This window comes from Kordiimonas lacus (genome assembly GCF_001550055.1).
Lineage (GTDB): Bacteria > Pseudomonadota > Alphaproteobacteria > Sphingomonadales > Kordiimonadaceae > Kordiimonas > Kordiimonas lacus.
Genome location: NZ_LRUA01000006.1, coordinates 521,435 through 545,325 on the forward strand (window position 1 = coordinate 521,435; position 23,891 = coordinate 545,325).

At 54.4% G+C, this 23,891-nt stretch carries 28 protein-coding genes; 8 read left to right on the plus strand and 20 right to left on the minus strand.

All coding sequences use genetic code 11. The annotated features are described in order from the left end of the window. Positions 1–115 precede the first annotated feature (115 nt). Together KORLAC_RS10640 and KORLAC_RS10645 are read left to right on the plus strand one after the other, a co-directional pair. Entirely contained in the window at positions 116–1,198 is a 1,083-nt protein-coding gene (locus KORLAC_RS10640) for a ferritin-like domain-containing protein (protein WP_068306338.1), read from the plus strand. Positions 1,199–1,576: 378 nt separating this feature from the next. Further along, positions 1,577–1,852, plus strand: a complete 276-nt coding sequence (locus KORLAC_RS10645) for a TraR/DksA family transcriptional regulator (protein WP_241493403.1) — start codon at positions 1,577–1,579, stop codon at positions 1,850–1,852. Between the two features lie 3 nt (positions 1,853–1,855). On the opposite strand, the gene KORLAC_RS10650 is transcribed toward KORLAC_RS10645, so the two are convergent. Together KORLAC_RS10650 and KORLAC_RS10655 are read right to left on the minus strand one after the other, a co-directional pair. After that, on the minus strand, positions 1,856–2,161 hold the full coding sequence (locus KORLAC_RS10650) for a chorismate mutase (RefSeq protein ID WP_068306342.1): 306 nt from the start codon (positions 2,159–2,161) through the stop codon (positions 1,856–1,858). Between the two features lie 117 nt (positions 2,162–2,278). Continuing rightward, positions 2,279–3,136, minus strand: a complete 858-nt coding sequence (locus KORLAC_RS10655) for a tetratricopeptide repeat protein (RefSeq protein ID WP_068306343.1) — start codon at positions 3,134–3,136, stop codon at positions 2,279–2,281. A 131-nt stretch (positions 3,137–3,267) separates the two neighbouring features. Here KORLAC_RS10655 and KORLAC_RS10660 point away from each other — a divergent pair, with 131 nt between their 5' ends. Next, the gene (locus KORLAC_RS10660; protein WP_068306345.1) at positions 3,268–3,483 is read left to right on the plus strand and encodes a hypothetical protein; all 216 of its coding nucleotides are present in this window, start codon (positions 3,268–3,270) and stop codon (positions 3,481–3,483) included. Between the two features lie 118 nt (positions 3,484–3,601). Here KORLAC_RS10660 and KORLAC_RS10665 read toward each other — a convergent pair whose 3' ends face one another. Continuing rightward, positions 3,602–4,462, minus strand: a complete 861-nt coding sequence (locus KORLAC_RS10665; protein ID WP_160328626.1) for a squalene/phytoene synthase family protein — start codon at positions 4,460–4,462, stop codon at positions 3,602–3,604. A 177-nt stretch (positions 4,463–4,639) separates the two neighbouring features. Here KORLAC_RS10665 and KORLAC_RS10670 point away from each other — a divergent pair, with 177 nt between their 5' ends. Then, positions 4,640–5,227, plus strand: a complete 588-nt coding sequence (locus KORLAC_RS10670; RefSeq protein WP_068306349.1) for a urate hydroxylase PuuD — start codon at positions 4,640–4,642, stop codon at positions 5,225–5,227. Between the two features lie 78 nt (positions 5,228–5,305). Here the strand turns inward: KORLAC_RS10670 and KORLAC_RS10675 are convergent, their stop codons facing one another. The 9 genes from KORLAC_RS10675 to KORLAC_RS10715 all read right to left on the minus strand — a co-directional run bounded on the left by KORLAC_RS10675 (position 5,306) and on the right by KORLAC_RS10715 (position 14,778). Continuing rightward, entirely contained in the window at positions 5,306–5,929 is a 624-nt protein-coding gene (locus KORLAC_RS10675) for a superoxide dismutase (RefSeq protein ID WP_068306351.1), read from the minus strand. A gap of 106 nt (positions 5,930–6,035) precedes the next feature. Next, on the minus strand, positions 6,036–6,629 hold the full coding sequence (locus KORLAC_RS10680; protein ID WP_068306354.1) for a gamma carbonic anhydrase family protein: 594 nt from the start codon (positions 6,627–6,629) through the stop codon (positions 6,036–6,038). Between the two features lie 13 nt (positions 6,630–6,642). Continuing rightward, positions 6,643–7,770, minus strand: a complete 1,128-nt coding sequence (gene argC, locus KORLAC_RS10685; protein ID WP_068306357.1) for an N-acetyl-gamma-glutamyl-phosphate reductase — start codon at positions 7,768–7,770, stop codon at positions 6,643–6,645. 135 nt (positions 7,771–7,905) lie between these two features. Next, on the minus strand, positions 7,906–8,775 hold the full coding sequence (gene motA, locus KORLAC_RS10690) for a flagellar motor stator protein MotA (protein WP_068306360.1): 870 nt from the start codon (positions 8,773–8,775) through the stop codon (positions 7,906–7,908). Between the two features lie 186 nt (positions 8,776–8,961). Then, complete coding sequence (locus KORLAC_RS10695; RefSeq protein ID WP_068306362.1) at positions 8,962–9,567, minus strand: redoxin domain-containing protein; 606 nt, start codon at positions 9,565–9,567, stop codon at positions 8,962–8,964. A 13-nt stretch (positions 9,568–9,580) separates the two neighbouring features. Next, positions 9,581–11,665 (minus strand): protein-disulfide reductase DsbD family protein, encoded by a 2,085-nt coding sequence (locus KORLAC_RS10700; protein ID WP_139167455.1) that lies wholly within the window; start codon positions 11,663–11,665, stop codon positions 9,581–9,583. A gap of 90 nt (positions 11,666–11,755) precedes the next feature. Continuing rightward, the gene (locus KORLAC_RS10705; protein ID WP_068306365.1) at positions 11,756–13,027 is read right to left on the minus strand and encodes a glycerate kinase type-2 family protein; all 1,272 of its coding nucleotides are present in this window, start codon (positions 13,025–13,027) and stop codon (positions 11,756–11,758) included. Beyond that, positions 13,014–14,417 carry a M28 family metallopeptidase gene (locus KORLAC_RS10710; RefSeq protein ID WP_068306367.1) on the minus strand — a complete coding sequence of 468 codons (1,404 nt, stop codon included), beginning with the start codon at positions 14,415–14,417 and terminating at the stop codon, positions 13,014–13,016. The genes KORLAC_RS10705 and KORLAC_RS10710 overlap by 14 nt, the downstream gene beginning before the upstream one ends. A gap of 19 nt (positions 14,418–14,436) precedes the next feature. Further along, the gene (locus KORLAC_RS10715) at positions 14,437–14,778 is read right to left on the minus strand and encodes a 5-carboxymethyl-2-hydroxymuconate Delta-isomerase (RefSeq protein ID WP_068306369.1); all 342 of its coding nucleotides are present in this window, start codon (positions 14,776–14,778) and stop codon (positions 14,437–14,439) included. Between the two features lie 183 nt (positions 14,779–14,961). Between KORLAC_RS10715 and KORLAC_RS10720 the strand changes: the two genes are divergently transcribed. Next, positions 14,962–15,531 (plus strand): hypothetical protein, encoded by a 570-nt coding sequence (locus KORLAC_RS10720; RefSeq protein WP_068306371.1) that lies wholly within the window; start codon positions 14,962–14,964, stop codon positions 15,529–15,531. Between the two features lie 50 nt (positions 15,532–15,581). Here KORLAC_RS10720 and KORLAC_RS10725 read toward each other — a convergent pair whose 3' ends face one another. The 4 genes from KORLAC_RS10725 to KORLAC_RS10740 all read right to left on the minus strand — a co-directional run bounded on the left by KORLAC_RS10725 (position 15,582) and on the right by KORLAC_RS10740 (position 17,993). Continuing rightward, positions 15,582–16,010, minus strand: a complete 429-nt coding sequence (locus KORLAC_RS10725; RefSeq protein ID WP_068306375.1) for a DUF4399 domain-containing protein — start codon at positions 16,008–16,010, stop codon at positions 15,582–15,584. Positions 16,011–16,103: 93 nt separating this feature from the next. After that, positions 16,104–16,931, minus strand: coding sequence for a sterol desaturase family protein (locus KORLAC_RS10730; protein ID WP_068306377.1), 828 nt, complete (start codon positions 16,929–16,931; stop codon positions 16,104–16,106). A gap of 89 nt (positions 16,932–17,020) precedes the next feature. Beyond that, on the minus strand, positions 17,021–17,383 hold the full coding sequence (locus KORLAC_RS10735; protein WP_068306380.1) for a cupin domain-containing protein: 363 nt from the start codon (positions 17,381–17,383) through the stop codon (positions 17,021–17,023). 79 nt (positions 17,384–17,462) lie between these two features. After that, a complete protein-coding gene (locus KORLAC_RS10740; protein WP_082714619.1) occupies positions 17,463–17,993 on the minus strand; it encodes a PAS domain-containing protein in 531 nt (176 codons plus the stop codon). A 188-nt stretch (positions 17,994–18,181) separates the two neighbouring features. Between KORLAC_RS10740 and def the strand changes: the two genes are divergently transcribed. After that, entirely contained in the window at positions 18,182–18,727 is a 546-nt protein-coding gene (def, locus tag KORLAC_RS10745) for a peptide deformylase (RefSeq protein WP_068306384.1), read from the plus strand. Here def and KORLAC_RS10750 read toward each other — a convergent pair whose 3' ends face one another. The 4 genes from KORLAC_RS10750 to rplM form a co-directional block, all read right to left on the minus strand. Continuing rightward, on the minus strand, positions 18,728–19,351 hold the full coding sequence (locus KORLAC_RS10750; RefSeq protein WP_068306387.1) for a hypothetical protein: 624 nt from the start codon (positions 19,349–19,351) through the stop codon (positions 18,728–18,730). It abuts the gene before it with no gap. Between the two features lie 250 nt (positions 19,352–19,601). After that, entirely contained in the window at positions 19,602–20,261 is a 660-nt protein-coding gene (locus KORLAC_RS10755) for a YiaD family glycine zipper/OmpA-like lipoprotein (protein ID WP_068306389.1), read from the minus strand. A 228-nt stretch (positions 20,262–20,489) separates the two neighbouring features. Further along, a complete protein-coding gene (gene rpsI, locus KORLAC_RS10760) occupies positions 20,490–20,969 on the minus strand; it encodes a 30S ribosomal protein S9 (RefSeq protein WP_068306391.1) in 480 nt (159 codons plus the stop codon). A gap of 5 nt (positions 20,970–20,974) precedes the next feature. After that, a complete protein-coding gene (gene rplM, locus KORLAC_RS10765; protein WP_068306393.1) occupies positions 20,975–21,433 on the minus strand; it encodes a 50S ribosomal protein L13 in 459 nt (152 codons plus the stop codon). 280 nt (positions 21,434–21,713) lie between these two features. Between rplM and KORLAC_RS10770 the strand changes: the two genes are divergently transcribed. Both KORLAC_RS10770 and KORLAC_RS10775 read left to right on the plus strand, forming a co-directional pair. Beyond that, positions 21,714–22,724 (plus strand): NADP-dependent oxidoreductase, encoded by a 1,011-nt coding sequence (locus KORLAC_RS10770; protein WP_068306396.1) that lies wholly within the window; start codon positions 21,714–21,716, stop codon positions 22,722–22,724. Between the two features lie 13 nt (positions 22,725–22,737). After that, entirely contained in the window at positions 22,738–23,877 is a 1,140-nt protein-coding gene (locus KORLAC_RS10775) for a nitrilase-related carbon-nitrogen hydrolase (RefSeq protein ID WP_068306398.1), read from the plus strand. Positions 23,878–23,891: the final 14 nt, after the last annotated feature.

Genomic DNA, 23,891 nt, shown 5'->3' on the forward strand with positions numbered 1-23,891 from the left:
CTGCCTTTTTTATGGTGAACCTATTGACAATATTGTCATTATGGTTGCGGGGTTTTTGTTTCTTTACTAGACTGTCTCGTCTACAAATGTACGGGAAGATGGAGGGAAGAATTCGATGGCACTGGATCCACTGTACGCGACAGCATTAGAGGACTGCTCCTGGGAGGTTCCCCAGGATTTTGAAGCCCTGTTCAACTGGAACTATGGCGATGACCGCAAAGACCTGCTTGGCCTTTATAATAAGGGCAAGAGCATGCAGTGGGATACGGAATCCCGCATTGACTGGTCACATGAGTTGGACCCAAGCAACCCACTGGGCATCCCAATTGAACTGTTCCCGCTTTATGGTGCCGACTTCTTCATGAAAATGTCGCCGAAGGAACAAGGTGAAGCGCGGCTCCACCAGGCAGCCTGGAGCAACAGCCAGTTCCTGCACGGCGAGCAAGGCGCGCTGATATGCAGCGCCAAGATCGTCACCAACGTTCCTGACATGGAAGCCAAATTCTATGCCTCTACCCAGGTGATGGACGAGGCCAGACACGTTGAAACCTATAAGAAGCTGGTGGAAAAGATCGGTCTCGCCTATCCGATCACCGGGCCGCTTAAAACCCTGCTGGATCAAGTGCTGCGCGATAGCCGCTGGGATATGACCTATCTGGGCATGCAGGTAGTGATCGAGGGGCTGGCCCTTGCCGCCTTTTCCAACATTCGCGACCATAGCACAGACCCCCTCGCCTCGGCTGTCAATGCCTATGTCATGCAGGATGAAGCCAGGCATGTGGCTTTCGGGCGTCTCGCGCTTAGGGACTATTACCCTGAACTGACCCAGTCGGAGCGCGACGAGCGGGAAGAATTCCTGATTGAGGCATGCTACCTGATGCGTGACCGCTTCCAGAACAAGGAAGTATGGGAAAACCTGGGTTATCCAATGAAAGAGTGTCTGGAGTTCCTTGAGAACAGCCAGGGCATGAAAATGTTCCGGACAAACCTGTTCAGCCGGATCGTTCCTATTGTCAAAGACATTGGGCTGTGGGGAGACAAGATCCAGCACGCATACGGCCAGATGGGTATCCTCGGGTTTGCCAATCTCGACATCGACGCCATGCAGGCAAACGATATGGCTGTGGCGGACGAACATGACGCACGCCGCAAGCATGTGGATGAAACAATCGCTGTGGGACAGTCCGCGGCCGAATAACAGCTTGTCATGACATTTGGGCAATAAGAAACCCAGAGGGCGATGGGGGTAAGCCCTCTGGGTTAGGTAACGTTCCGGCAAATAGCCGTTTATGAACGTTACATAACCATATTATATTAGGGTTCAGCCCTTTTCAAAGACAAATATTTCATCGATCATTCAAGAACATAGCTGGAAAACGATCCTGACCGATTGGCCAAGTATGCATTGGCCGTGAAATATGAATGAAAATGCAACCATACGGCCCTTGAGAAATCACCTTCTTCAATTTGAACTAGAAATGATATTCGACTTCCGCCTATCATCAATTTCATGGCGAAAAACGAAAAAAAATCCTCATATTGGTCCGGGAAGCTGCTTCGACTGCGGCAGGAGCTCGTGAACCTCGACAAAGAAGCCCTCGATGGGCGTCAGGCCGTGGAGCTTGATCAGTCGCGTGTCGGGCGTCTGTCACGCATGGACGCGCTTCAGGGGCAGGCCATGAATAATGCCATTGCCGAACGGCGACGCGCGACACTGGCACGCATCGAAGCTGCCCTCGCCCGCCTCGAGGAAGACGAATTCGGCTATTGCACCCTCTGTGGTGAAGAAATTGCTGAAAAGCGGCTGGAGCTGGACCCGACAGTCAGCACCTGCACGGCTTGCATCAAATAGTGACTACGCCTGCTTGGTGTCCTTGTTGGCGCTATCCCATACATCGAACTCGTGGTTGATGCTCCATTCGATCAGATGCCGGTAAACATCTTCAATATAAGCCTCGTTGCCGCCCATGTTGGCGGCCGTCGCCTTGGCTTTTGACACGACATCCTCAACCCGCCAATTGTCGCGCACGGTATCGCGGTCCGGCTTGATGTGCCCCGCCTGTGCAATATACTCCAGTCGCTCAAGAAGCAGTGGCACGATCAAACGGTCTACCCGGTCGATTTCCTCACGAACTTCTTTCATGTCATTGCACTGTTTCACCGCACTTCCTTTTTATACTCTTGTACGTTTGGCTGCAGGGCCATTTGTATCTGCAGGCTTCATTAGCGGGCAACGCGTCATCATTCAAGGGGACATTTTGCCTCATTGGGGCCAGCATTAGCGCTGCATGATGTCCCGCGGCAGATGGTCAAACATCAGAAGGGCAGCCTGCTCACTCTTGTTCAGCCGCGGTAACAGATCGAACGCCACGCTCATGCGCTGGAATTCAGACTCGTCAGTCGCCCCGCCGGCAATGACCTGTGCAGCCTTCTTCTGGCCTGATAAGGCATAAACGAGCGCCAGTGATCGCTTGCTGGGTGTCACGCTGGCGGGCATGTCCAGCGTCTTCTGCAGCAACGCAACGGCGGTCTCAAATTCACCTTCCAGTGCGAACGAAAGTGCCATATTGCGTATGACGCCAGGATGACTGGGTGCAACAACCAGGGCCCGGTCAAACATGATGCGGGCCCGGCGCGCGTTACCAGTAACCTGGGCCAGCTGGCCGGCCAGTATCAGTTGCGTCAGGTCAGTGGTGTCAGGGGTTATTACAGTCGACAGTTCCGCGTCAGCGACCGCATAGTCGGCCCGCATGATTGCGACGTCCACCTGCGTCAGCTTTAGCTCTAATGCGTCAGGAAACTGTTGGCCAAGGTTGTCAAGAATGGCCTGGGCCTGATCCAGACGTCCGGTTTTGGCAAGCACTCGAGAAATGCCAAGCTTGGCGGCCATCAGGTTGGGGTCAGCGGCTGCTGCCTGGCTGTAGAGGTTATAAGCACCCTCCAGGTTCCCTGCCCGCTCAAATCCTTCTGCCACCGTGACCAGGCCGGCTGGGTCTTCACTGGCCAGCGTGTTTCTTGCTCGTGCCGATACAGGCCCTTCGCCGTGGTTAACCCGCTTTTCCGGTCCGCCAGCTGCGCAAGCCGCCAGCAACAGTAAAGGTACAAATTTGATTCGGTTGGATAAAATTTTAAACATTATGCCCCCGGTTTTGGGCCGTTCATCGACAGAAAAACACGGATTTGGGCTGTTAACCCCGTCAAATCCCGATTTATTTGTCGATTACGGTCAATTGCTGTATAGTCATAAACGCTGAGAAAGCGCGTGTCATGGGTATTCACGCGCAGTTGGAGCAGAAAAAAATGGACATTCAAGGAACAGCCAATACCAGTGCAGCCGCGATTGCGGGGCAAGGTCGGTCTGGAGCGCTTGAGTCTGCTGCCACCGAACGCAAAAGTGCGGAAGATTCCGAAATTGAACGGAAAGAAGTTGAACCTTCCGATACTGGTGCTGGCGTTGGCGAAAAGGTAGACATTCAAGCGTAGTTTAGGCAGAACGCCGGACTTCTATTGAACATGGTATGAGCCTGCAATTGATTTTGCGGGCTTTTGGTGCATGTAAACTTTGAATCTAATATAGATTCTGGCGCACGGCACCGGCTGGTTAACCGAAAAAGTGATACTTCATCAGGGCCAGCAGCTTCCTGGCATTACCGGGCAAATATTCATCCAATGCCATCAAGTCGTCACCGACACGCCTGACTGCGCGAAACTCAAGCATAATCAGGGGCATCAGGCCAAGCGCAAATCGGAGTGCAGCATCCCCTCTTACCTCGGAAAGATGCTGCGTGAGGCTTTCGACGCTATCCCCAATTGAACCGAGCAGCCGCTGTACCGTTGGCTGGATCGCACTGACCAGTTGATCACGCTTGTCCGTTTCCTCCTGCGCTGCCGTATTACTGCTTTGTGCCAGCAGGTCCTGCCAATCACTCGACGGGTTGGCGAGTTCATGCGGCAGGCCCCGGATGGTTCCCATCAAGCTCCATGCTTGACCTGCCCTGCGCGCAACGTCGATTTGGGTTGTGTCGGCATCCGGGTTCAAGGCAAGCAGCATCGAGGCATTCAGCGCGCCACCCGTTCCGTGGGCATGGCTCTCCAGGCTAGCGAGGGTAACCTGTGCGCCACCAAAGTCGTCCGACCAGGTGTCGATAACTTCATCCATAAATGGACGCACAGTGGCAAAATCGTGAAGTTCTGCCGCCAGAGCTTCAACCACCGGATGGGCACGAGGTGTCCCTGCTGCAATGCTATCAAGGGCTTCGCGCCACCACTGCAACCGAATTTCGCCCAACATCGCCTCAGAGACCACGGCCCGTGTCTTGCTGACTTCCAGGTTAAAGGCAATCAGGGCCCATAACGCAGGGCGCTTGGCGGCTGATGCGAACAGGCTCATATAATAGCGGTCGGCGTCGTTTTCCCGCGCCTGTTGACGGCAATAATCGATATTTTGCAGCTTGGTTTCCATGGCGCGCACCATGGCGTTAGCAGTGCCGTTTTGCAACAGAATTTACCGGCCCAAACATCAAGGATTTTGAGCACCAATAGGTTCCATCCCATTGTTTCCCTTGTGAAACCTTTACTCAAACGGTAAGATTTAGCTGGGACGACTTTAAAATCGCTCGATAATAAGGGGAGCTAGGAAATGGGAAAAATTCTCGAATCGTTACAGAACACAGTGATTGCGGGCTTTGTGCTTGTGGTTGTTGTGATCGCGCTCATGACTAAAGGTTTCGCTGGTGTTGACTTCGACCCAGCCTTCTTCGCCCGCTACATTCACGTTCTGGCAGGCGTGATGTGGATCGGTCTTCTTTGGTACTTCAACTTTGTGCAGATCCCGACCATGCCGTCCATCCCGGACGAGCAGAAGCCGGCCATCGGCAAGCATATCGCACCCAAGGCCCTTTGGTGGTTCCGTTGGGGCGCCATGTTCACACTGCTGAGCGGCTTGTGGCTCGCGTCCGCCAATGGCTATATTGTTGATGCCCTGACGCTTGCTGAAGGCACGCGTTCCATCGGCCTTGGCATGTGGATGGCAATCATCATGTGGTTCAACGTTTGGTTCGTTATCTGGCCAAACCAGAAAATCGCACTCGGTATCGTTGAAGCAGACGCTGATGCCAAGCCGGCAGCTGCACGGAAAGCCATGCTCTTCAGCCGCACAAACACCCTGCTGTCCATCCCAATGCTTTATTGCATGGTCAGTGGCCAGAATGGTGGCGCAGGCTGGTAAGCCTGTCACTGAAGTCAGATACAGAAAAGGGCCGGAAAACCGGCCCTTTTTTATTGTTCAAATCAGCCAGAGCCTCACCTATTCGGCGGCTTTCCGTTCCTTGGCAGCCTCGAAATTCTCGGCAGCAAATGCCCAGTTTACAAGGCTGGAGAGGAATGTAGCGATATAGTCAGGACGGCGGTTTTGGAAATCCAGATAGTAAGCATGTTCCCAAACATCCATGGTCAGCAATGGCGTCTGGCCGTCTGTCAGCGGGCATTCCGCGTTCAGGGTTTTGACAACCTTCAGGCTGCCGTCCTTATCGAGCACAAGCCAGGCCCAACCGGAACCGAACTGGGTTGCGCCGGCGGTTTTGAATGCATCCGCAAAAGCATCAAAGCTACCGAAGTCGGCGTTGATCTTTTCAGCTAGTGCGCCTTCTGGCTTGCCGCCACCATTTGGTGCCATGGAATGCCAGTAGAAGGTATGGTTCCAGATTTGGGCAGCATTATTGAAAATGCCTGCTTTCGAGGCGTCACCCGCTGTGGCCACCATTATGTCTTCAAGGCTTTTGCCTTCAAACTCGGTGCCAGCTACCAGATTATTCAGGTTGGTAACGTAGGCATTGTGGTGCTTGCCGTGATGGAAGCCAAGGGTCTCGGCCGAAATGTGCGGCTCAAGGGCGTCCTGGGCATATGGCAGTGCGGGGAGTTCAAAGCTCATGGGGGATACCTCTTTTCATCAGAATTACGTTAAAACATAAAGAGTTGCATGGCTTAGCTAATGCAAACCAAGCCTCATTTCAATGGGGGGTGGAGTCAATTTTTCTTTACGGATAGGGGCGGTCTGCTTGCCCGCCATGCGCGTCAATTTCATGCTGAACGGCCAGCAGGCGGTAATGTTCAGCCATGCTGCGGTTCTTGGCAATTTCAGCTTCCGTCAGCTTGCGCATGAACTTGGCGGGCGACCCGGCCCACAACTCGCCAGACCTGACAGTCTTGCCGGGGGTCAGCATGGCGCCCGCAGCCAACATGCCATCGCTTTCGATCACCGCGTTGTCCATAACGATAGCGCCCATGCCGACAAAGGCGTTGTCCATCAGTTGGCAGCCATGCAGCATGGCTTTATGTGCCACCAACACGTCCCGGCCAATGGTTGTCGGGTAGGTTCGGGTGGAAACATGCACAACGGTGCCGTCCTGAATGTTACTGCGGGCACCCACGCGGATATGGTTCACATCGCCCCGCAGTACGCAATTGTGCCAGATGCTGGCCCCCTCCCCGATCTCCACGTCACCGACAATCTGCGCACCATGGAAAACAAAGCTGCCTTCGCCAAGGATGGGCCACTTGCCCTTGAAGGGGGTTAGGCGGCCACCCAGATGGGTTTCGCGGTAAAGCGGTGCGGCGTCAGTAGCTGTCATCGTGCTGCCCGCCTTATGGGAACATGGGTGCCTGCATGAGGCCCGTCGTTTCATCCAGGCCTAGCATCAGGTTCATATTCTGAATGGCCTGGCCAGACGACCCTTTCACCAAATTGTCAATCGCCGACACGACAATCGCCCGTCCGGGGATACGGTCCTGGAAAACATTGAGCACGCAGCGGTTGGACCCCCGCACCATGCGGGTTGCCGGCACAACGCCCTCTTCCAGGATGGACACAAAGGGTTCGTCAGCATAAGCATCTACCAGCTGGTCCTTCAGATCACCAACTGTAGTGCCTTCCTTCAGGCGGACATAGATGGTTTCAAGCTCGCCCCGGTTCATAGGAACCAGGTGCGGGGTAAAGCTGATGCGGACATCCTCACCCGCCGCCAGCGTCAACTCCTGCTCAATCTCCGGCATATGACGGTGTTGGCCAACTGCGTATGGATGCATGGCCTCAGCCACTTCAACGAACAGATTGGCTTCCTTGAGCGACCGCCCGGCACCGGAAACGCCTGATTTGGCGTCGATGATGATATCCTCGGCGGATATCTGCCCGGCCTTCAGGAGCGGAATGAGCGCAAGGAGAGCGGCTGTCGGGTAACATCCCGGGCACGCGACAAGATGCGCCTTCCGTACCTGATCGCGGTTAACCTCAGGCAGGCCGTAAACAGCCTTGGGCTGCAGGGTCACAGCAGAATGCTCGCGGCCATACCACTGGGCATAGACATCGGTGTCGCGAAGCCTGAAATCCGCTGAAAGGTCAACGACCTTTACCTCACCCGAAATGGAATCAGCCAGGTCACCCGTGGTTTCAACAACCATTTCATCAAGCAGGCTGTGCCCGGTCGCATGCAACAATCCTTTGATGACCTCCTGGCTGGTGGCATGCGGCAGCGCACAGAACACCACGTCCAGTTCGACAGCCGGCCACTCAACTTCATCAAGGCCAATAAGGTCAGGCAGGTCATATCCTGCCAGGTGTGGGAAAACGTCGCCAATCGGCATGCCGGCCTTGCGCTCTGCTGTCATCAGGGCAATTTCAACGTTCGGGTGCGTCAGCAGAAGGCGCACCAGATCCGCGCCCGTGTAACCGCTGGCGCCCAGGATACCGACCCGAAATTTAGGTGTGACAGACATAACGAAGCCTCTATTTCATGATTAGGAAAAGAAAATGCCATGTCCTATTTTGCGACATGGCATTCCATAAGTCATTGAATTTCTGTGCCCAGGCCGAGAAGATTTTTATCTGGTCGACATTAAGCAGGCTTATGATCAAATGTCAGGCGGCATCTCGGCAATGGCTTCCTCGAGCTCGATAAAGCCAGGCATATGGAGGCTCGGGACATTGCGTCGGCCAATTTCCACTGAAATCTGTGGCGGGTTACCCTGCAGGTGCGATACCAGCACGATTTTGATCAGGTTCATGAATTGACCTTCTTCCGCCAAAATCTGGCCCAGGCGACCAGCGATCGGTGCCACCATCAGATAGGACAGGAAAATCCCCAGGAACGTACCCACAAGGGCACCCCCTACCATGCCGCCCAGAACCTCAACCGGTTCTGCGATGGCGCCCATGGTTTTCACGATACCAAGAACCGCGGCAACAATACCAATAGCTGGCAGACCGTCCGCCATGGTTTGCAGCGCATGCTGTGGTTCATGAAGCTCGGCATGATGCTTCTCAAGGTCTGCATTCATGGCGTCTTCCATCTGCATCGGATCATCGAAGTTCATGGTCATCATGCGGATATAGTCACAGATGAATTCAACCACGTGATGATCTTCAACAATGCGCGGGAAGTTCTGGAAAATCTTGGATTCTTCAGGGTTTTCCACGTGCGCCTCAATGGCCACGACACCCTTGGTTCGCATGGTCTTGCACAAGAGGAACAAGAGGCACAAAAGGTCCCGATAGTCTTCCGACTTCCAGTGCGGCCCCTTCATGACCTTGCCGACGCCTTTCATCGACCCGGTGATGACGCTGGTGGAGTTGGCACTGATATAGGCGCCAATGGCCCCGCCAAAAATGATCATCAACTCGAACGGCAGGGCCTTCAGGATAATGCCGAAGCTGCCGCCCGATAGTGCGAAGCCTCCGAACACCATCACAAGGACCACGATTAGACCGATGATTAGAAACATAAGGGCGCCTGCCTTCTGTGGTTAACTTGCCTGCCGGGTAAACAATTATCACTACCCGTTTTTTGCATCTTTACAGTTTCGCCAGTGTTGATCAATAGGCTTAACACACCTTTAATTCCCGCTATCATACTGAGAATCAATAAAAAAGGCGGGATTGCGGCCCCGTCTTTTGAAGATTTCCCCCTGTTACTTGCCGTATTTTACCGAGCAACCATAAGGCTGGGTTGAATTTGGCGTCACTGCCTCTCCTGCCGCCAGCTGCTGCCAGGCCTGCAGCGCATAATTGGAGGCGCCTTCGAGCGACGAAGCCCGTGTGGACGGGCGATCATCGATTGCCCCCATATATTGCAGCGTGCCTTCAGTGTCGATCAGGAACATTTGCGGCGTGGTCTTGGCATCATAAAGCCTGCCAATCTCGCCAGACGGGTCCAGCACCAGCATATCGTTATACGTACCCCGGCTCTCGCTCAGTTGGTCGGCTTCTGCTGCCGTCACATGCCCTTGTTTGCCCGGCGCAGATGAGATGACGGAGATCCAGATTACACCAGCTTCAGTCAGGGCTCGTTGGGTCTGTTGCATATTGCCACTGGAATAATGTTTGCGAACATACGGACAATCATGGTTCGTCCATTCCAGCATGACAGGTTTACCGCGCAGGTCGGACAGAGTGACGGTTTCACCCGTGGTCAACACACCGGTGAAATCAGGCGCTGGTTTACCGGGCGTCGGGCCCTCGCCCGCCACTGCAGCATTCAGACCGAGCATAATGGAAACAACAAGAAACAGCTTCATTTCTAGCCTCCCTTTAGCCTTTTTGGTTGGCGATCAGGTTTGAAATACTACTGGGCCCCAAGATTTCGGGCAACACGATCGGGGCAGACGCTCCGACGGGGTAATACAGATATAGCGGCACCCCGGCCCGACCATGCTTTGCCAACACGGCGGCAATTTCAGCATTTCTGTTGGTCCAGTCGCCCTTCATCACCACTGTGCCGGTTTCACGAAACACCTGTTGGGTCGTATCCGTCAGAACTGCAATCCGTTCGTTCACCTTGCAGGTGATGCACCAGTCGGCCGTGAAATAGACAAACACAGGCTTGCCGCTTTCCAGTATCGTGGCGAGTTCCGCCCCGCTGTAGGCGATTTCTTCCACATAGCCTTCGGCTGCGGTATGGGCAGGCTCCTGCCAAGGTTTGGAGATAATGCTGTAAACCGAAAAGGCGGCGATAGCCCAGGCCAGAATGCGCACCGGTAGCCGTCCACCGGACTGCTTCCCGATCCAGATCGCGAAGACAATGCCAATGATTGCTGCGAGCAGCACAAGCATTGCCACGGCGCCGGTTTCACGGGTGAAAACATACAGAAGCCACGCCGCTGTCAGATACATTGGAAACGCCAGGCCTTCCTTGACCTTTTCCATCCAGGGGCCCGGGCGCGGCATGGCTCGGGCCAATGCCGGGCTGTAAGACAGCGCAAGGAATGGCAGCGCCAAACCTAAAGCCAGGAAGCTGAACACCATGAGGACGATCAAAACCGGCTGTGTCAGGGCAAATCCGATGGCAGGTGCCATAAAGGGTGCTGTGCACGGGGTCGCAACGAGTGCCGCCAGAATGCCCTTGAAGAAAGCTCCACGGACCCCTTCACGGGCCGCCAGGGACTGCCCTGCCCCTTCAATGCCGAATTGGATATTGAACATACCGGACAGCGAAAGCGCGACCATGAGCATCAGAAGCGTCATTAGGCCAACGAAAACGGGCTCCTGCAGTTGAAAGCCCCAGCCGACAGCTGTACCCCCCGCTCGCAGGACCAGAAGCGACGCAACAATTACCATGAAACTGAGCCAGATACCCAGGGTATAGGCCCAGCCCTCCTTTTGGCGGTTTGCAGCAGTTTTATAATTGGCTGACACAAAGGCAAATGCCTTCAACGACAAAATCGGGAACACGCAGGGCATCAGGTTAAGGATGACGCCGCCGATCAGGGCAAAGACGGCGGCCTCCCAAAGCGGCAGGGATACCACCGGCGCCGCTTCCGCTACCTGCGGGGCGGTTTGATCCGCAGTGACCTTCAGCATCGGCTCCATGGCGAAGGCGTCAGTCGTACCGTCATGATAGGTCAATAGCAGTACACCGGCTGCAGTTTCAGCCGTAGGCGCGCCAGAAGGGCGTTTGGCATGCACTTTGATGCCATCAGATGCCCGTTCCAGGCTTTGTGCGGCGGCATAATCCAATACGCCAACGCCGTCAGGGAAGAAGTAAGCGTCAGCGACCTCTTCGGCCTCAGATGGTGCCATGTAAACTGTCAGGGAGGTATCTTTTGCCCCCACCGTCAGATCAGAGCTCCAGAAGCTTGGGTCTGGCATGGCTGCGCGAGCAGCGTTGAATATTGCCTGTGCTTCACCGTCTGGCTTTGCTTCGCCAACCGGCAGCGTCAGGGACAGTTCAGTCACTTGCGGGACACACTCGACCTCACAGATCAGCCATTCGGCCTCAAGCGAAGCCGTGAGGCTACTACCGCTCACTGGGGCCTTGGCAGGAAGAAGAAGCGTAACCGGGGCGTCGTAACCATAATTGGTCAAAGGCCCCAGGGGCAGTTGTCTAGGCACGGGAAATTGCGGCTCACCAATTGTTGCATCACCGTCCAGCGTCCAGTCAAACGCCGGGCTTGCGCCGCTATCTCCTGCGTTTTTCCAATAACTGTGCCAACCGCTGCGGGGAGTGATGGTAACGGCCAGCCAGAAGGGCTGCCCTGGTGAGACGGATTGCATATCAGCATCAATCACCAACGTGCTGTGGCTTTCCTCAACTCGGGCAAGCTCTTTAGCCTCGGCTAGGCTGGTAAGCCCAAGCGCCAGACAGATCGTGATCAGTCCCTGCAGCAAACTCTTCACTTCTTCACCCCTTTTGGGTCCGTAATCTAAAGTTTTGTCCTGATTATTGCCGTATAACACGATGAGGGCCTAAAACACCTCACATGTTCGTCAATCTTGCGGGAGGCCCTTGGGTGCGACGGCAATGACGCGAAGGTCATTTACATTTGTTCCCGTAGGTTTAACTTTAAATAAACAGTCCAAATCTTTGAAATATTGATGACTATTGTTGTTATTAAGCATTGCGGTTGGGGCAGTGCCAGCCGTTGCTGCCCGCTTTCTATCTTCAGGTGTCATAAAGGCACCAGCAGCGCCACCGACACCGTCCATGCCGTCAGTATCGGCCGCGAAAGCATAAACGCCAGCGTCGGTCTGCAAAGCAGTAGCCAGAGCCAATACATATTCCTGATTGGGGCCGCCTTTGCCAGTGCCCGTGACTGTTGATGTCAATTCACCGCCTGATAGCAGCAGCACTGGCTTGTTGCTCACTTCCTTAAGCCGCTCTGTTACCATCGAGGCATGGTTTCGAGCCACATCACGCGCCTCGCCGACAATGTCATCGCCCAGAAACTGTACTGAAAACCCTGCCTTCTCGGCATATGCCTGCGCAGCAGTCAGCATATGGGCGCCGCTGGCAACAATCTGGAAGCTTGTTCTGTCCCCTGGAACAGGACCGCACCACCCTGCCCATCGTGAAGGATGGCTGATACCGTATTTGTCAAGGACTGCTATGGCGTCAGTCCGTGTAGTGCTGTCAGAAACAGTCGGACCAGACGCAATCAGGCTTGGGTCATCACCCACAACGTCTGAGATAGCGAGTGTGAAAATATGCCCTGCTCTCGCAGCCGCCGCGGCCAGCCTTCCGCCTTTTATGCGGGACAGCTGCTTGCGCACCGTATTCAACTCACGAATATCGGCCCCTGCATGCATCAGGGCCCTGACCAGTTGCTGTTTTTCCTTGAGGCTAACGCCGTCCGCCGGCAGACAGGCGAGCGCGGACCCGCCGCCTGAAAGCAACACCAAAAGCAGTTCGCCCTCAAGGGTATTGCGGGCAATATCCAGCGCGCGTTCTGCAACCTTGAGACTGCGTTCATCCGGTACCGGATGGGCGCTTTCAATGACCTCAATACGATTGCATGGCTGACCGTAGCCATCGCGGCACACCGCAATGCCAGACAGGTTCACGTCAGGCCAGGCTTCTTCAACGACACGGGCCATCGCAGCTGCCCCTTTGCCAAGGGCGATCAACTTGACAGCGCTATAGTCAGTTGGGTCCGGCAAATGTTTGGGCAGGCAGTTTTCAGGCAGGACAGGCCTGATAGCGGCGGCAAACATACCGCTGCAAAAGGCCCGCCACGTATCGTTCTGGTCAGTCGTCACCACCGACGGTCCGCTCAAATGCTCCCATGGAGCCAGGGAACACAACAGGGCTCTCGAGGCCGTCATTGGCAACCGAGGCCACGCCGAAGAAATAATTGTCAATAACGACATTCTCTAAGGTGTAGGATCGCGCCTCAGGGCCGACAAAATGGCTCCAGCGCCATTGCGGGTCGGTCGTCAGGCGCCAATAGACCTTGAAGCCACGTAGGTTGGCGGTTTCCCGCTCATCACCCGGCATACTCCACTTGATGGTGGTCGAGGGCGATACGGCACCTTCAAGGGTCACGTCTGCTGGAAACGGCGGCGCACCGGCCATGGATGCCAGGGTCACAACATTGAGGGCTGTCAGCTTGGCTGCATAATCGAAGTTCACACCGTCCAGTGTATCACCATATTTGATACCATTTTCGGTGCGCAGGTCCTGATGTTGACGGTTATAATTCTCATTTGTCTCCATGATGCGCACTCCCGGCCAGCCGGCTTCGTTAAATGGCCGGTGGTGGCCGCCGCGGCGGAAACGGTCCAGCCGGTAGACCATCATCACGTCAAGGTTCGGGATATATTCATCGGCCAAGCGGTCAACCAGGCGCGCGATGTTGCGGCTTGGGCTGTCTACTTCGCCGCCCCAAAAACGGCGCTGACGGGCTTCTTCCGCTGTTTCTGTAACCCGCGTGCCCTCAGAGAAAACGCGGGCTGTCGTGTTATCGATCACGCCGTTCACGCCTTCGATGTTACCGATCATGTCATTGTTCAGTACACCCATTAGGCGCCAGCCTTTCTCCTTGATATGGTTGGCAAGGATTGCACCGCCATAAAGGCCCTGCTCTTCCCCTGACAGGCCAGCATAGACGATCGTGCCCGGGAATTTTGTTTGGCACAGAACGCGGGCCGCTTCCATGGTGCCCGCCATGCCAGACGCGTTATCGTTGGCACCGGGAGAATCGCTTGTGCCGTCCAGTGGGTCGGAAACACGGCTGTCGATATCGCCAGACATGATCACAACGCGGTCGGGGTCCAGAATCCCGCGCTGGACGGCAATTACATTTACCACCTCTGTCGGGTTTGGGATGCGGGTGCCGCTGACGACATCGGAAACGGTATAGACCTCAAGGTCTGCCACGCAGCCGTCTGCGATGCGCTTGAATTCTGCTTCAATCCAGCGGCGCGCGGCGCCAATGCCTCGGGTTTCCGATTTGGTTTCCGAAAGTGTGTGACGGGTGCCGAAGCTGACAAGCTTGGTGATGTCGGTCTTGATCCGCTCAGCTGAAACGTCAGAGACCATCTTATGGAGGCGCTGCACCTCGCCCTGCGGTCCTTCATGGTGCTCCGCAGAGGTGGCTGTCGTCAGCAGTATGGCTGCGCCTGCTACAAGTCCCAGTGTCGATCGTTTCATATAACCCTCCCTTGGTATTTCAGCGCGATATCTTGGAATAGGTTTCCCGGTCCATATCGATCGCGTTGGCACTGATCGACTTTGCTGAAGGCACGAGCCCCTCAAATCGCTTTACCAGTGCCGATGTCAGTGCTTTTTTGGTCGGCTGATCCCGCCCGGAAAGCAGGTAGATGGTAATATGCAGTGTTGCAGCAGCATTTCCAGCCACAAGCGCGTGATCAACGGGATAAAGGCGAACCTTGATGTCTGCTTCGCCGAACTGGCCAGACGCGACTGCTACTTCATGCGCAGCCGCCATGAGGTCGGCATGCTTGGCATCTGTTTCAAGGCTGCGGCTGTATTCAACAATAAAATGTGGCACCTTAGCTCCCTCTGAACGGCTCTCTTTTGATGATTGATGGATCCTACTTGGAACCCTGTGCAATGGAAAGCGTCCTATGGACTTGACGGGGCACACTTGGCAAACACACCCATTAGTGTTAACTTTGCACTTTGATGGTGACCAGCCCACTTTGAGGATGGTTGGACATTAGATGGGGGGCTTATGAGATATTTCGCAATTTGTGCTTTGGCTGCCGCTTCATTTCCCGCGTTTGCCAATCCCGGCCTTGAGCAAGCCCTCAGCCGCGTGCCGACTTTGACAGATTTGTGCGGTGCTGTTCCCGAGGCGCCAACCAAGGTTCGCGGCAATTCGATCCACCGTCCCGTGCGCCCTGAGGTGAAAAGCTTCATCCAGAATACTAACGACTGGCTTGATTGTGCTGCAGAGAAATATGTCCGTATTCAGCAGTTGGTGAATGGGATGCAGGATGACGGACAGCGCGACGCTCTGGTTGAGCACCTGAACAAGGATTTCCGTGCGCAATATGCTGAACTGAATGATCAGACACGTATATTGGCAAGGCGTGTGAATTACCGGCTCACTTGGGAGGTTCGGCCAGTAAGGCCGGCTGTCAGCAGCTCAGGCGTTGGTTACAGTAACAGCCAAGCCAATGTATTGTTGCGGAAAGTGAAAAAAATTACCTATCGAACTGACGTCAACCGCCCAATTCACGATCCGTCTCGAGGTTTATTGAACTGGGAACCCGTAGAGCCCTTACAGTTCAGCGGTTAAAATCGGGAATAGCCGCAAGAAAGGCCAGCAAACGCTGGCCTTTTTCATTACTATTCCTTCACGGTGACGGTTATCTTTTTGGAATAAACCGCAGGATCATGGGGGATATGGTTCATATCGCCCAACAGCAGCTGAAGCGTATGCGTGCCTGGCTTCAGATCCAATGTGACTTCGGTCTGTCCCCCACCAAAATGCACATGATTTTCGTCTGCCGGGATGTTTTCATCAAGAGGCGGCAGAACTGTGTCGATCAGCAGATGATGGTGGCCAGTGTTTGCTTTGTCAGTGCCCGCCGGCGCAACGCCCATACCCTTCAGCCCAAAAACCACGGTTACAGGGCTTGATACTTCCGCACCATCGATCGGGCTGATGATATAGACTTCAGCGTGATTATCGGCATGGCCAAAAGCCATTGCAGACGGTGCTGCCGCGACTGTAAATGCCAGCCCGACTGCAGCTGTAAATGCACGAATTGTCATCCTAAATTCTCCGTTGCTGACTGTTTGACCGCACTATTTCACAGTTGGCGTAAATCGGCCACCACCATCAAGGCCCAAAACAAACAATTGTGATCACAGGTGTTCGCGGCGGCGGCCACGTATTAGTGGCGCAAAGACCAACCTGCCCCAGTGATCGAAGGGATACCAAAGCTGACCAATGAAGCACGTGGGGTAATCGGGGCCATTTACGCCCAAATCCTTGGCGCGATGTTTGGGGCAGTAGAAGGTGCCAAACATGACATCATAAAGCGAAAACACCGTTGCGAAGTTGGTGCCTCGGGCGGCTTCATCGGTTGCATGATGCCAACGATGCAGGAACGGGCTGACGAAAAGATACTTCAACGGCCCGAACCGCCAGTTCAGGTCACTATGTATCATATAGCCATAATAGTGCCTGACCCGATTGCTGAATATTACCGCCCAAACAGGCATCCCGAGCACGGATAGAATAACCGCATCCAGGCACACCGAGATGAGGCGGTTTATCGGGTGGAACCTGACCAAAGTGAACCATGTCAGGTCTTCGTCACTATGGTGGGCGGCATGGACGGGCCACAATGGCGCGAGATGCATCAGGCGGTGTCGCCAATAGCCGATAAAGTCTGACACCATTACGGCCGCAATAGCGACAGCCCATCTTGGCATGCTGTCAAAAAGGGAGGCGCCAGTTGATCTGCCACCCTCTTCAATCGCTGTTCTGATCTCCACCGACACGATCAGAAGCAGCGGTGCCGTAACCATCAGGTCGAACGCGAAATAGCTGCCGTTGACCCGCCAGTTGCGTTTCTGCCGCTCATCAGGGATCAGCGATTTCCATCCGTGCAACAGGAATGCTGCGCTGCCAAAGACAATCGACAACACAATGAATTCTGTTATTCCAGCAGCAAGTCGTTCAAACAATGAATCCGCCCTCCAGGGCGTATCCTAGTCCGTTTGCGTTAACAGTGTCTTGTTTCGTGGTGATAAGTTGAACTGTCGCAAGGGCTGCCCTACCCAACCAATGAAATCACATACAGTTTCTTGCAGGGAACTACTGTTTCCCATGTGCCGGTGAAACCAGCCGGTACAACAAAGCGGTCTCCAGCCCTGAATTCCTGCGCCTCGCCTTCCGTGCTTGTCAGGATGATTTCACCTTCAAGGATATGGCAGAATTCTTCTTCACCATCGTAATTGACGTGCCATTTGCCAATGTCAGACGACCAGAAGCCGGTAAAGAATTTACCGGACGCGCCTTCGTAGATATTTTCTGTCAGCTGATGTGGCGTACCGGAAATCAGCTTTTCTGCGGCTGGCAGGCTTTCTTCCCGCTCAGGGCTAACAGAATCGAATGACACAATGGATGGGGTTGCCATGAGAAATCCTCCTTTTCGGGCGTCTGGGCGCTACTTTGGCGGAAGGTATATCTCAACGCAACAAAAATGTGATCACATTTTAGTCTCGCTCGGGTGCAGCAGAAAAGTGTGCAAATATCTGGTCGATCTTACCGTTTTCATCGACAAGTGGAATGAACAGCAACGTCACTTGAAAATACGGCAGGTCAGCAGACATTTTGACCGAGTGTCCCAGCACTGGCTGCCCCGAGGTCAGGACAGCTGCAACACACTTGAAACCGCGATCTACTACCGTGGCATTGTTCAGTGACCGAAGGCTGGCGCCACTCACAGGCCCATAAAAGCTGGTCATACGCGATCCGGCCAACCGTATCTTGATGTCTGCCAAGGACCCGTTTTCAATCTCCGGCTCGAGGATCATGACATCGGGAAGCAGATGCTTCATGTCGTTGGGTTCCAGGTCTGCCCGCATAGGCACGCCGCCCGTGGGCACGTTACGATAGGCATAGTCATACAACCAGCTTGCCTCCGGGCCCAGTAGGTCTCTGTTCCCGCTGTTCACATCGGAAACGGAAAATTCTGCCAACGAATGTTGGATTTTGGCCGAAATATCTCTTGGAAACGAAGACATGCTTTACTCTCAACATAGACCCGAAGGCCATCACCCTTAAGTTTCAGTATCCTATCTGTCTGCGCTTTGTCTAAATTTTGGGTTAAGAATTGTCGTGAAAAGTAAATTTGGCTCGATTTCTCTTTGCGCACCGGAGGGTTCAGGCTATTGGAAAGCCAAAGAACTTTAGCTATAGCGGATAAATCAGCATGGCCCACCTTCACATCGTCGCAGCCCCTAACCCGATCTTTCGCCAAAAAGCAGTGCCTGTCGTAGATGTCGACGACGGTATCAAAGCGCTTGCGGAGCAGATGCTGGACGTTATGTATGAAAACCGCGGTATTGGCATTGCAGCCAACATGGTTGGGCTGTTGCACAGAATAATCGTTGTGGACATTCAGCCTGACGGAAATCGCGACCCGCTTGTGTGCATCAACCCGGAAATCACCTGGGCCTCGGATGAGACCTCTACTAACGAAGAAGCGTCCCTCAGCTTTCCAGGCATTTCAGCAGATATCACTCGCCCAAACGCCATCAAGCTGACGTACCTTGACCAGCAGGGTGAAAAACAAGAGCTGGATGCCGAGGGCTTCCTCGCCATCGTGATTCAGCATGAAATGGACTATCTGGACGGGCGAACGTACCTGGACCATCTATCCAAGATGAAACGCGACAGGCTGCTGAAGAAAATGCAGAAATACCTCAAGCAGGGGCACGCATGCGGTGACCCTCATTGCGGGCACGACCACCACTGATCAGGACGCTTCAGCGATCCCCTGTTGCATCTTGTATAGCGGCAGCTGCCAGGACGGCACACCAAAGCCGAGATCCAGATATTCAACTTCGACAAATCGGGTTCTGCCTAGTGGTAAAGGGCCCCGTTCGGCCTCGGTCGTCACCTGAAAGGGTCGGCGAACATCCGCCCTGTCATCCAGGTTGACGATATATTCTACGGCGCCAGTGTTGTCGACGGTCGGCAGAGACAGAAAAGACCTCTGGTACACCTGTTTTTTTACGATTGAATGATGCTCGACCGTGCCAAAGAAGCCACAAGGTTGCTGGCGGATCAATGTAATGAACCTGAGAACGTCCCGTTGAATATGCGGTTCAAACAAACCGAGATAGTCCTCAGCCTCCTGCGTATGGCGATGCCAGTCAAACATCCCACCATAGGCAAAATAGGCACCGACCTCGTTTTCCGAAGGGAAATCCATTAACAACAGCGTCCGGCTATGCAGATCAAGGTCGTCAGTCAATAGGTGGTGGGTGCTAGGCACGGAGCTATCGGAAGCCCTTGCGGCGAGCCAAAGGCTGGTCAGCACTTTCATGTTGGGGCCGAAATACTCAGCTTCGGGCCAGATGTCGCCTGTTTGTGACACCCATGTTCCTCCTTTCGCCCCAATCAGCCGGATTATAATGCCTACAATTTTAATGATTGGTTACCACAGCACCTACGACCTCAATGCTGTAAATGCAGGAGTACCTCAAGCAGGACCATGCTTGCGGTGATCGGCATTGCTGCCATGATCATCCCTAAACCACGATCATACCTAAACAAGGTTTCTCTGGGTCTCAGGAAGTGCATTTGTCCTGCCAGCGGTGCGCGCCGGGCCTTAGGGACAAGACGCCCTACTCCACCAAAGGCGACAGGGCAATCTCAACACGGCGGTTTTGTCGGCGACCCTCTTCTGTATCGTTCGGGGCAATCGGGTAGGCCTCGCCCAAACCACGTACCACCAGGCGTTCACGCTGTACATTCTGGGTGACGAGTATCTGTGCGACCGCCTGTGCCCGGTTCTGTGACAAGGTCCGGTTATAGTCTGCAGACCCTGTTGAATCTGTGTGTCCAAGAATATCGACATAAGTCTTGTCATACTCGTCAAGGACGATCGCGACGGATTCCAGAACTGACATAAACTCTGGCTTCACATACGCCTGATTGGTGTCGAACGTAATGTTATCGGGCATATTGAGGATGATATTGTCACCATCGCGAACGATCTGGACCCCGGTACCTTGCAGCTTTTCCCGGAGTTTGGTTTCCTGCCGGTCCATGTAGAAGCCCACGCTGCCGCCTGCAATTGCGCCAATACCGGCACCGATGAGCACAGACTTACGTTTGTTGGATCCGCCGACAATTGCCCCGCCAACAGCACCAGCGGCTGCACCAATCATGGCACCAATGGCCGTATTCGACACTTTCTTCTCGCCTGTATAGGGGTCCGTTGAGCAAGCCTGCAGCAATATTGCGGTGCTCAGCAGCAAGCCAATCTGTGGTATCTTTTTCATGATCAGTCTTTCGTGATTGAAAAGTAAATGACTTTGAACAGCGCGCTTCGAAAAACTCTAGGACACCATAGCATAAGCGAACCATGTGCAAGCCATGGCAAATGATAAAGGCGTCATAAGTTTTGGTTTGGCCCAACAAAAAAGGCCGCCCCGTGGGGCAGCCTTTTGAACTCTGAACAATATTGTTTGGTACTCGTAACTGGTACTCGAAACAGAAACTCGTGGCGCTTAACGCTTGGAGAACTGGAAGGAACGGCGAGCTTTTGCTTTACCGTATTTCTTACGTTCAACAACACGGCTGTCGCGCGTGAGGAAGCCTGCAGCCTTGAGGGCAGCACGCAGCTCAGGCTCAGCCTGCTGAAGCGCTTTGGAGATGCCGTGCTTAACCGCGCCAGCTTGGCCAGAAAGACCGCCGCCTTTAACGGTAGCAACAACATCATATTGGTTTTCGCGACCAACAACCTGGAAAGGCTGGTTAACGATCAGGCGCAGCGTTGGACGTGCGAAGTAAGTTTCCTGATCGCGACCGTTTACAGTCACTTTACCGGAGCCAGGCTTAACCCAAACGCGGGCGATAGCATCTTTACGCTTACCAGTGGCATAGGAGCGGCCAAGGTCGTCAACAACCGGCGTACGCTCTTCGGTAACTTCGGCGGCAACAGCTGCTGCTTCGCCGGTCAGTTCTTTAAGGTCCTGAAGATCGGCCATGTCGCTTACCTCTTATTCTTCGGGTTCATTGCAGCAACGTCGAGAACCTGAGGCTCTTGTGCGGCATGTGGATGCTCAGTACCGGCGTATACACGCAGGTTGCGCAGCTGCTGGCGACCAAGCGGACCCTTCGGGATCATGCGCTCAATGGCTTTCTCAACAACACGCTCCGGGAAACGGCCAGTCAGGATCTCGCCTGCAGTTGCAGACTTGATACCACCTGGGTGACCCGTGTGACGGTAGTAAACTTTGTCAGCAAGCTTCTTGCCTGTCAGCTTCACTTTTTCAGCGTTGATGACGATTACATTGTCACCGCAATCCATGTGCGGCGTGTAAGTTGGCTTGTGCTTGCCACGGAGAACAACAGCAACGGCTTGTGCCAGACGACCCAGAACTACGTCTTCTGCGTCAACAACGAGCCACTTCTTTTCGATCTCCGAAGGTTTTGCGGAATAAGTTTTCATCGCAATTTTGCCTCGGTTACCGGTAAACCGGTGTTAAACTCTCAATACCTGAATGGCAGGGAAAATCCCCGCTTCTTGGTTCGTGGCGCGCAATATATGCGGATTTCACAGCTAGTCAACAGCTATTTTCTGGGCCGTTTTCAATTTTTGTTATTAAAAACAATTGGTTAATAAAACGGTAATTAAATACCCCATCGTTTTTGGTAGCATCCTTGTCCCTTTTGGACGCTGCCCCATATCATTGACAAGTCAAACATCCAAACTTGGGGACAGTAAAGTCATGGAAAACAAGCAAATCCTTCTAGCAAGCCGCCCGAACGGCGTCGTGGTACCGGAGAACTTCAAGCTGGCAACAGCCGCCGTGCCGGAGCCCAGCAAAGGGGAAATGCTGCTGCAGACTATTTATATGTCGGTAGACCCCTACATGCGCGGCCGCATGAATGACGTCAAAAGTTATGTCCCCCCGTTCCAGATCGGCGAACCGCTGCAGGCGGGCATTGTGGGCAAAGTGGTCAAGTCCAATGGCGGTAAGTATCCAGAAGGCACCTATCTGACCGGTATGGGCCTTTGGGCCAACTATATGGTCACCAATGGTGAAGGCTTCCAGCCGGTAGACCCGGACCTCGCGCCCCTATCCTATTATCTTGGCGTTCTTGGCATGCCAGGCATGACAGCATATGTGGGACTTAAGGGAGTTGCTGAGCTTAAGGAAGGGGACCAACTGTTTGTGTCCGCTGCCTCTGGCGCCGTGGGCCAGGTCGTGGGCCAGATCGGCAAGAATATGGGCTGCCATGTGGCCGGTAGCGCAGGCTCCGACGACAAGATCGCCTACCTGAAGGACGAACTCGGTTTCGACGAAGCCTTCAACTACAAGACCCAGGACATCCACAAGGCCACTCGCGATGCCAACCCCAAAGGCATCGATGTCTATTTTGAAAATGTTGGCGGGCCGCAGCTCGAGGCCGTGATCAACAACCTCAACTTCAACGCTCGCGTGGCCCTGTGCGGCATGATCGCCGTTTATGACAACAAGCTGGAAGACATGCCTCCCGGCCCCCGCAATCTTGCGGTGCTTGTGGGACGCAGTGTCAAGATGCAGGGCTTTATCGTCTTCAACTATCCTGACCTGTGCAAGGAATGGATCCAGGTTGGGGCTGGCTGGCTCAAGGAAGGCAAGCTGAAATACCGCGAAAGCGTGGCAGAAGGCATTGAAAATGCCCCAACTGCTTTCATGGATGTCCTGAAGGGCCGCAATTTCGGTAAACAGGTGGTACGCCTCGCTGGCGACTGATAGGCTCGGGCTCATGCTCAAGCGTCATAAAAAGAAGATCATTGCGCTGGCGGTCCTTGCGGTCGCTGGCGTTTGTTTGTTCTGGCCGGGGTTCAAACCTGACCTCTCGTCCCCGCCAACGCTGCACCTGACGGTAACAGCCAGTTATGGGACTGATAGTGGTCACGGCAATGTACTAGGGATTGAGCCCTACATGGAGCCTCTCGATTATGCCTCGGCTGACCGGTTCCAGGCAAAAATCGACGGGTACCTTTCGGCAGCCGAAGCCAAAGGGTGGCTGCACCCCGGCACAATCGTGCTGCTGCCGGAGCATATCGGGACTTGGCTGTTGGCCGCCGATCAAGGCAGCCGCGTTTATGAGGCCTCCAGCTCGACGGATGCCATGCTACCTATCATCACCCATAACCTGCCCCAGTTTCTCAAGAACCTTTTCATCTTCGATGATCCGGACGGTACTTCAGCCGCCCTCATCCGCGCGCGAACGCGGGCATCGGCTGATGCGCAGCTGAAGGTCTATAGTGCTCTGGCGTCAAAATACGGCATCACCCTGGTCGCAGGCTCAAGCGCCCTCATGACGCCTGGCGTGTACCCTGACAGCCTATCATACGGCCATGGCCCCATCTTCAATGCAGGGTTTGTGTTTGGCCCGGACGGCAAACCACAGGAAGACGCGATCCGAAAAGTCCACCCTATCCCGTCTGAGGTCGGTTTTACCAAGGCATCAAAGGCTGTTTTTCTTCCAACCTTTCAGTCCGCGGCCCGCCGCTTTGGCGTTCTCATTTGTGCGGACAGCTGGTTTGATGACACCACAGGGTATCTGGCCAACGAAGGAGTTGAGCTGCTGTTGGTGCCCAGTTTCCTGACCGGCACCACATGGGATGCTCCCTGGCAGGGCTATCTGAATGACGCGCCGACAGGTGACGCCTGGAAGGCAGACATCGGCACTATCACCGAAGGCGATGCCTGGGTGCAGTACGCCCTACCCGCCCAGGCTGAACGCCATGGCCTTCGCTGGGGCATGAATGTGTTCCTCAAGGGGGATTTGTGGGGCCAGAAGGGCTCAGGGCGTGCCCTGATCCTTGAGGATGGCACGCTCCATATAGGTGAAGGCGGCGATGACGACGCCGCCCTCTATAATTTATGGTTGAACTAACACTATCGCGGGTC